Below are 7794 nucleotides of genomic sequence, written 5' to 3'. Positions count from 1 at the left end.
CTGTCCGCTTGAAGTGTACTACTGTCCAGATTAGGGTTCGGGAACTGTCCAGATAAGCTGTCCGCTTGAAGTGTACTACTGTCCAGATTAGGGTTCGGGAACTGTCCAGATAGGTTATTGGTAGTTTTACTGTCCAGATTAGACGTATCTACCTCTAATTGTTCTTTTGGTTGAAACTCAGGGTTAAGGGTGTAGCAAGTGGCTGATCCTTTGCCTTGTTGTTCTAGAAGTCCAGTATCCCGTAAGCGTCTGAGGTGTTGACTGGCGGTGAGAGTATCAACATCATTGGTGACACGGTAAATTAAATTATTAATCATTCCCACTTGTCTCAAGACGACGAGTGCTTTGGCTTGATCATTACTTAATCCATAGTTTTTGAATTGTGTCAGCCATTCAATATCATCTCCGTCAAGGAGATGATGGGTAAAAAGGGTAACGTGAAAATAATCTCTATCTCGATTGGAAACAAATAAAGGTAGGGTCAAGTTGGCTTCCAGCATTTTCTCCAACATAACCCTCCCTCCAGATCCTTTTGTTTCTGCAAAATTTACTTCATGGAGAACTGCGGCAATTTTTTCGTTACGAGTTTTTGATCCTGGTTGGTCAAATTCATCTGTGGGTTTGAGAGAATAACCAGGATTACGAATTTCTAAACGATCACAGAAGCGGATAATCTGGACAGGACTCCGTTCTCGATAGTTACGGTGCATTACAGCGTTAACAATTGCTTCTCGGATAACTTTACGGGGAATGAGAGGGGTTTCTCTACGGTGAATCCCGTTTTCTGCCAGTCCGAAGGCTTTGGGCAGATCGTTAAGAACGAGGGTGATTAATTTGGGAATGGCTAGTAGTAGCGGTTCACGGATTTCGATACTTTGATAACGCTTATCGGGATCTGAAACCCACTCTTTACCTTCTACAAGGATGTAGTCGATACGGTGCATGGGGAAATAACGCCGCAGGGCGATCGCATTTCCGAATAAGATTAATCCGGCGAAGGTGAGGCAATATTCTTCTTTTTGGGTGGGGTGTCTGGCGATCGCATTTAGGGCAAAAAGTAGCTTCTGGTCATCGTAATTTAATTCGCTGGCGTTGGGGTTTAATTGCTGTCTTTCTCTACGGTAAGCGGCGATCGCTTCTGGGTCTAAATCATCGAGGGTAGCATCTGGGATAGTTGTAGTGTCGTAGGTTTGGGCGTTACGTTCTTTATAAAACAGTTCAATATCTCTTTCCATGCATTTTTGATCGGTTGAAGCAATGCGTCTAAATGCACCTTTAGGAAGTCCTCTGCTGGTGATAAAGACGGGTTTTTCTGAAGGTTGGACTTCGGGAATAAAAGCAACAATTACGGTTTTTCCGTCTTTGGTAGCAGTTTCTATATGGGGACGAATAGTGATGTTAAAGTTTTCTCTGCATTGGGTGGCTAAGTCTCGTTGTATTTTGTCGGAATCTGCTATTCCTTCAATTTCATAATTGTTGGTATTACTTTCTTCTGGTGATTTGACACCCAGTAGAAGATAACCCCCTCCTAGACTGGGTTCATTAGAAAATGCACTAATGGTTTCCCAGCAACTTTTACCAACTTCTGAGCCTTTTTTTACTTCTATTTTTACGCTTTCATCTTCAGTAATAAGGACTTCCCAGAGATCATCAAAGCTGAGCATTGTTATTCATCTCCTCCCTGTAGTTCGAGGTTGAGGGCGGAAATCTTAAGGTCATCAACTCGGATTTGGGCGGTCATGAGTTGGTGAATAAGAGTACGAAATATATCCGCAAATAAGGATTTTTTATATTTATAAAAATTTAGCTTGTTATCAATAGTTTCTAAAATTATCCCGATTCCATTTTGCTCATCTAAACTGGGAGGAATTGGAACAAGAACATTTTTAACAGCACCAACATTTAAGTGTTGTTGAGCAAGTCCATGTTTAGCTGAGAAAGCTTGTAATTTACCTGCTGGAGAATTAAAAAAGCGGCTTAAAAACTTACTAGAAATAGTATTTTTAGGACGAGCAATAACAATATCAATACAATTTGAGCCTTCATATTGTTCAGGAACGACGCAAGATGTACCAGGGTAGCCTGTTCTAACAATTAATACATCACCAGCGTAAACTTTAGATTTTGCAAGTTTTCCATCATTATCTTCTGGGGAAAAATAGACTAAATTCTCAGTAACTAATTGGTCTTCTCTAACATTCAAAGAACGAAATGCAGGGATGCCAGATTCTACATAGTAACTTGCTGGTTTGACTACTACACCCACAGTAATTGTTTTACAAAGCTCAGAGCAGGGTACTAAATCCCAACTTTCAGGAATAAGACCAATTTCTGTCATTTTTTGCGGTTCGCCACGAGTTCCCTCTGCGAATAGTTTCTGCATGAGGGCTTTTTTCAGTTCAGTGGTGAGGGTGATGAGTTGCTCTTGTTGTGCGATCGCATCCTGCACCATCGACAACACTACCGCCATTTTTCGCTGTTCTTCTAGAATGGGGAGGATCGTAGGTAGTGAATTTACAGCACTTTTATTAAATTTGGCATTAATAGCGTAGCTATGAACTTTTATAAAGTATTTAGATTCACGCAACCAATATAAATAGTAATAAAGAAATTTGCCATTAATAATACTTGTATTAGGACGTATTCTAAGAATAAATGATGAATGTATATATTCGCCATCTATATCAAAATATGCAGTCTTACCTACATGATCCTGACTTCCGCTACGCCAATTAAAAAGAATATCGCCTTTCTTTAATAAAGTTCTGCGATGGCTTGCTGTTTTGATTTCAAAATAACTTTGCTTTTCAAAAATCAATTTTCCATCAATAGAAAGATTTTTGTTGGTAATTATCTTTGTGCCAATAGGTTTGGTATTATTGGCTACTGATGCTTGAATACCATATATAACCTCACCAGTAGTTTGCAACTCAACAATATTCCAATCTTTAGGAATATTTTTAACTGGGGCAAAATTCATCTAAATATTCCTTTTTTACGTGATACTTGCTTTTTCATCCCAAATAAAATAATCTACTTAAATCGCTCCAAAACCTTTCTCAATACCTCATTAGTAGCCTCTGTTTCCTTCTCCAAAACCTCCAACTCCTCCAAAATTTCGGCAATTGGTCGAAACTCATCAGTTTCCGCCACATGAATATAACGGGATGGCGAAATATTATAATCATTACGGGCAATGTCATCCTTAGAAACAATGCAACTAAACTTATCTTCCTCCCGCCAACTTACAAACGTGCTGGCAATGCGCTCAATCCCCTCATCAGGAATGTAGTTTTTCGGATCACCCTTGGCAAATACCAAACTCGCATTGATCAAAAATAGCTTACCTTGTCGTTCTTTGGGTTTCGCTTTATTCAAAAACAAAAGAATCCCTGGCGCAGAAGTGTTGTAAAACAGGTTTTGTGGTAAATATATCACCCCTTCAATCAAATCCTGCTCGACAAACCAACGCCGTACATCCTTCTCCTTATTGTTCTTGACATTACCAGAACCCCGTGACGCTGCACCCGTATCTAAAACAATCGCCGCCTTTGCGGTTTTATCTAAAGATGCCGAAATATGCTGCACCCAACCCCAATCAGCTGACTGTTTCCCTGGAAAACCTGCTCCCTTGGGAAAACGCCCCAACTCATCCCCATCATAATCTGACTCAAAAAACCAGTCCTGATTCCACATGGGATTAGCCACCACTCGCTCAAACTGAGCTAATTTCCCCGCTTGCATGAATTTGGGATGGCGAAACGTATCCCCAATTTCGATTTTCCCCTCCATATCATGGATAATCATGTTCATGTTTGCCATTGCCCAAGTATTTCCCGTGTATTCCTGCCCATACAGTTGCAACGGCGCAAACTTTTCTGTTGATCCTTGGGATTCTTGCAATACCAACTGACACTTAATCAACAAACCCGCCGAACCGCAACAGGGGTCATAAATCGCCATCCCTGGCTCTGGTTGCATAATCTTCGCCATGATTAGCCCCACTTCCTTGGGAGTGTAAAACTCCCCTGCTGACTGTCCCGAACCTTCGGCAAACTTGCGAATCAAATACTCATAACTGCGTCCAATGACATCCGGCTCTACATCTTTTAACCCCAGACGCTTCTGTGAGATTTTTTCAATCAGGTTCGACAGGCGATCGTCATCAAGATCACGCTGTCCGTGAGTTGTGGCATTAAAATCAATGCGATTTATAATCCCATTCAATAAAGGATTAGCCTTAGCAATTTCCCGTAAATAATCCGTTAACTTCTCCCCAATCTTGTCCGAAAGCTTGCGAATCAACGACCAAACCGGATCATCAGGATTCTGTGGTTGCAGTGGCAAATAAAACCGCACTAAATTATGATCCATTCCCACCAACTTAAACGCCTTGGCACGAGAACCTACCTTCTCAGCAATCCGATTTAGTTCATCATCGAATACATCACAAAGTCGTTTGGTAAAAATCAACGGCAGAATAAAATCCTTATATTTCGCTGCTTCCTGCGCCCCGCGAATACTACAAGCTGCATCCCAAATCCAGCTTTCCAGGGACTTATCCCCATTACCATTACGTTCAACCATCTATATCTTCCTAACTCCTTTAAGCTTTTAATTTTTGCTGTAGTTGCTGATAAATCTGATCTAACCACACTGGAATCACAGGCTGACCTTCATCTAAAGATGCGATCGCCTTTTCTCGATCAAACTCCATAAGTTTAAGCGATACCTTCGGCACGCCTAATGGCGATCGCTCATGTGCTTCCAACAACAACATAAAACGCTTGCCATTACCTGAATTAAACAACTCTGGCTCTTGGTCTTTCAGCTTTTTGAGAGTTTCACACGCTATGTCAAAGCTTATCCCCACAGACAGCCAATATACCATTGCTGCCAGTTCTACCAAATTAGACCTTGAGTAATAAATACTGCGTCCAGTCCCTGTATCACTAATTATAGGCACAACAATCCCCTTCTCTCGCCAATACTGTATCTGGCGAAGGGTACAACCTGTAATTTGAGCCGCTTCCTTGCTAGTAAAAAATGTCTCTTGCATAAAAAACTATTTTACAGAAAACTGTTATAATACAATTGTGTTAGTATTGGACAACTATGTTTAAAAGCAATGAGCCAGATTACTATTCAGTGTCGTTTAGTAGCAAATGAATCTACCCGCCAACAGCTATGGAAGCTGATGGCAGAGAAAAACACACCACTGATTAACGAACTGTTGCTTAAGGTGGCTCAACACCCAGAGTTTGAAACTTGGCGACAAAAAGGTAAACACCCCACAAGTATTGTCAAAGAACTCTGCCAGATTTTAAAAACTGACCCTCGCTTTATTGGACAACCCGCAAGGTTTTACACAAGTGCAACTGCATTGGTGAACTACATCTATAAATCATGGTTTGCATTGATGAAGCGTGTTCAGTCCCAACTGGACGGCAAAATTCGCTGGTTAGAAATGCTCAATAGTGATGCTGAATTGTTAGAACACAGTGGAGTCCTGTTGGATGTTCTTCGCACCAAAGCTGCTGAAATACTGGCTCAATTAACCCCCCAGTCTGATACAGTTGAACCACAACCAGCCAAAGTAAAAAAACCTCAAAAAACTAAAAAATCAAAAAATTCAGATAGCGAACGTAGTTTATCAAAAAACTTATTTGCGGTTTACAGCGACACAGACGACTTACTGACTCGTTGCGCCATCAGCTATTTACTCAAAAATGGCTGCAAACTTAGCAAAAAAGAAGAAGAGCCCCAAAAATTTGCCCAACGTCGCCGTAAATTAGAAATACAAATCCAACGCCTCACAGAACAGCTAGAAGCACGAATTCCCAAAGGTCGAGATTTAACAGATGCCAAATGGTTAGACACTCTTTTGCTTGTCACTCATAATGTTCCTGAAAGTCAAATAGAGGCGAAATCTTGGCAAGACAGTCTTTTAAGAAAATCTAGTAAAGTGCCTTTCCCAGTGGCTTACGAAACCAACGAAGACATGACTTGGTTTAAAAACCAGTTTGGGCGCATCTGTGTAAAATTCAACGGACTGAGTGAACATAGCTTTCAAGTTTATTGTGATTCTCGCCAACTTGACTGGTTTCAACGCTTTTTAGAAGACCAAGAAATTAAGAAAAACAGTAAAAATCAACACTCGACTGCCTTGTTCACCCTGCGTAGTGGGCGGATTGCTTGGCAAGAAGAACAAGGCAAAGGCGACGAGTGGAACGTTAACCACTTAACACTGTACTGTTGTGTAGATACTCGCCTGTGGACAACTCAAGGAACAAACCAAGTTAGAGAAGAGAAAGCCGAAGAAATCGCTAAAACTATCACCAATACCAAAGCCAAAGGCGAACTCAACGATAAACAGCAAGCTCATATAAAACGGAAAAACTCTACCCTAGACAGAATTAATAACCCTTTCCCTCGCCCCAGCAAGCCTATATATAAAGGGAAATCTCATATTCTTGTTGGTGTTAGCCTTGGTTTAGAAAAGCCTGCAACAGTAACAGTGGTTGATGCTACTACAGGTAAAGTTATCACCTACCGCAGCATCAAACAACTACTTGGTGATAACTACAAACTGCTAAATAGACAGCGACAACAAAAACATTTATTATCCCACCAACGCCAAATAGCTCAAACCCTGGCTGCACCAAATCAGTTTGGAGAATCGGAGTTAGGGCAGTATATAGACAGATTATTAACGAAGGAGATTGTAGCGATCGCCCAAACTTACTCTGCTGGAAGTATCGTTCTCCCCAAGTTGGGCGATATGCGCGAGCAAGTTCAGAGTGAGATTCAAGCCAAAGCCGAACAAAAATCAGATTTAATAGAAGTTCAACAAAAGTATGCCAAACAGTACCGAGTTAGCGTCCATCAGTGGAGCTACGGCAGATTAATTGCAAATATTCGCTCGTCAGCTGCTAAAGCTGGAATTGTGATAGAAGAGTCAAAACAGCCGATTCGAGGTAGCCCACACCAGAAAGCGAAAGAATTAGCGATCTGTGCTTACCATTCCCGTCAAAAAACCTGATTGACAAAATACCGAACCTTGAAAATAAAATAAGAGTTAGTAATAGCGCCGCAGTTCATGCTTGTTACAAGCCTCTGTACTGTGTAAATGTGGGTTAGTTTGACTGTTGTCAAACAGTTTTGCTTTCTGACCCTGGTAGCTGCCCACCTTGATGCTGCTGTCCCTTGTGGATAGGAATAAGGTGCGCCCCCAGTAATAGAGGTGCGGGTTTACCGCAGTGGTGGCTACCGAATCACCTCCGACCAAGGAGGAACCCACCTTAATTATTTTTTGGCAAGTGAAAGCGGGGTTAATTTTCCTGGGGTTGCTGCCAAATCTTCAAATCTGTTTGTTAGCAAGGTTTCTAGGTTGTCATCTGTAACTTAATTTACTTTTTTAAGTTTCAAATAGCCAGTGATTTTGGTTGGTTTGCCAAAAGTGCTTCTAGAAGTCTTGATAAATAAAGGGTTTTAGGCGCGGGGTTTCAACGCCCCTCCTAGCTTGAGGTGGGTTGAAAGTTTTTCGGATACACCATTAAATAATAGATGACACCGTTTCAACGCCCCTCCTAGCTTGAGGTGGGTTGAAAGCCAATGCATTTGGGTCATATTTTCTTAAAGATGTATGTTTCAACGCCCCTCCTAGCTTGAGGTGGGTTGAAAGCTAAAAGAAATGCTACGCCTTGCAGAGCTAGACGCAGTTTCAACGCCCCTCCTAGCTTGAGGTGGGTTGAAAGTCTAGCCATCGAGGGTACAAAGGTAAGTTTTTATGTT

The 7794-nt window shown here is 41.4% G+C and carries 5 protein-coding genes and 1 CRISPR repeat array (1 of these 6 only partly in view); of the genes, 1 reads left to right on the top strand and 4 read right to left on the bottom strand.

The window, feature by feature from the left end:
- The 4 genes from AC5JM2_RS20255 to AC5JM2_RS20240 all read right to left on the bottom strand — a co-directional run.
- On the bottom strand, positions 1-1664 hold a 1664-nt coding region (locus AC5JM2_RS20255; RefSeq protein ID WP_495836642.1), incomplete at its 3' end, for a DUF8451 domain-containing protein.
- Between the two features lie 2 nt (positions 1665-1666).
- Positions 1667-2980, bottom strand: a complete 1314-nt coding sequence (locus AC5JM2_RS20250) for a restriction endonuclease subunit S (RefSeq protein ID WP_495836641.1) — start codon at positions 2978-2980, stop codon at positions 1667-1669.
- Positions 2981-3033: 53 nt separating this feature from the next.
- Complete coding sequence (locus AC5JM2_RS20245; protein ID WP_495836640.1) at positions 3034-4587, bottom strand: type I restriction-modification system subunit M; 1554 nt, start codon at positions 4585-4587, stop codon at positions 3034-3036.
- Positions 4588-4606: 19 nt separating this feature from the next.
- The gene (locus tag AC5JM2_RS20240) at positions 4607-5059 is read right to left on the bottom strand and encodes a MerR family transcriptional regulator (protein ID WP_495836639.1); all 453 of its coding nucleotides are present in this window, start codon (positions 5057-5059) and stop codon (positions 4607-4609) included.
- 69 nt (positions 5060-5128) lie between these two features.
- Between AC5JM2_RS20240 and cas12k the strand changes: the two genes are divergently transcribed.
- Positions 5129-7042 carry a type V CRISPR-associated protein Cas12k gene (gene cas12k, locus AC5JM2_RS20235; RefSeq protein WP_495836638.1) on the top strand — a complete coding sequence of 638 codons (1914 nt, stop codon included), beginning with the start codon at positions 5129-5131 and terminating at the stop codon, positions 7040-7042.
- Positions 7043-7502: 460 nt separating this feature from the next.
- Positions 7503-7794: a CRISPR direct-repeat array (repeat unit 37 nt; unit sequence GTTTCAACGCCCCTCCTAGCTTGAGGTGGGTTGAAAG) (it continues 34 nt past the right edge of the window).

Source organism: Brasilonema angustatum (assembly GCF_059505445.1).
Note: the sequence above shows the minus strand (reverse complement) of the source record. Positions and strands in the feature narration are given on the sequence as shown.

Excerpts from the sequence above, each read along its gene's own strand:
- AC5JM2_RS20250 (WP_495836641.1), bottom strand. The coding sequence starts at position 2,980 with ATGAATTTTGCCCCAGTTAAAAATATTCCTAAAGATTGGAATATTGTT.
- cas12k (WP_495836638.1), top strand. The coding sequence starts at position 5,129 with ATGAGCCAGATTACTATTCAGTGTCGTTTAGTAGCAAATGAATCTACC.
- AC5JM2_RS20245 (WP_495836640.1), bottom strand. The coding sequence starts at position 4,587 with ATGGTTGAACGTAATGGTAATGGGGATAAGTCCCTGGAAAGCTGGATT.
- AC5JM2_RS20240 (WP_495836639.1), bottom strand. The coding sequence starts at position 5,059 with ATGCAAGAGACATTTTTTACTAGCAAGGAAGCGGCTCAAATTACAGGT.